Below are 1,032 nucleotides of genomic sequence, written 5' to 3'. Positions count from 1 at the left end.
CTTCCAAACGGAACCAAAGCAACAGCAACAGCTGACCAAGATGGTAACTTCAGTGTTCCAGTTAGCGGTTTGGAAGAAGGTAAAACAGTATCTGTAACAGCGACAGATGACGCAGGTAACACATCAGATGCGACAACAGCAACCGTAGCGAAAGCCGATGATAAGACAGCTCCAGCAGCCCCAGTTGTGAACCCAGTTAAAGCAGGTGACACAGCAGTAACAGGTACAGCTGAAGCAGGTTCAACCGTCGAAGTCACTCTTCCAAATGGTGATAAAGTATCAGCTAAAGCTGACCAAGATGGCAACTTCAGTGTTCCAGTTAGCGGTTTGGAAGAAGGTAAGACAGTCTCAGTAACAGCGACAGATGACGCAGGTAACACATCAGATGCGACAACAGTAACCGTAGCGAAAGCCGATGATAAGACAGCACCAGCAGCCCCAGTTGTGAACGATGTTAAAGAAGGTGATAAAGCTGTTTCAGGAACAGCAGAACCAGGAACAATCGTTGAAATCACTCTTCCAAATAGTGAAACAGTTACTGTTACTACAAATGAAGCTGGTCTCTTCTATCTTCCAGTTATGGGCTTGAAAGCTGGTGATAAAGTGACTGCCGTAGCAAAAGATGCATCAGGCAATACATCAACTCCAACAGAGAAAACAGTTGGTAAAGGTGATGGTAAGGATGCGGATAATGTTAAAGTACCAGCTCTTACTCCAGTAGTAGATCCTAACAACTTGACAGATGCAGAAAAAGCTAAAGTAGCTGAAGAAGTTAAGAAAGCTAACCCAACTGCGACAGATGTTAAAGTTAACAATGACGGATCAGTATCTGTAACTTACCCAGATGGATCAGTGGCGACATTAACACCAGTGAAGACAGTTAAAGAGTCTGAAGCAAATGGAGCTAAAGTACCAGCTCTTACTCCAGTAGTAGATCCTAACAACTTGACAGATGCAGAAAAAGCTAAAGTAGCTGAAGAAGTTAAGAAAGCTAACCCAACTGCGACAGATGTTAAAGTTAACAATGACGGA

1 protein-coding gene is annotated in these 1,032 nt (G+C 43.6%); it reads left to right on the top strand.

The window, feature by feature from the left end:
• Positions 1 to 1,032 (top strand): Ig-like domain-containing protein (locus tag GEZ89_RS09470; protein WP_228113893.1); only part of this gene is annotated, 1,032 nt, incomplete at both ends.

The sequence above is a fragment of the Streptococcus mitis genome, assembly GCF_009496285.1.
Taxonomy (GTDB): domain Bacteria; phylum Bacillota; class Bacilli; order Lactobacillales; family Streptococcaceae; genus Streptococcus; species Streptococcus mitis_BP.
Note: the sequence above shows the minus strand (reverse complement) of the source record. Positions and strands in the feature narration are given on the sequence as shown.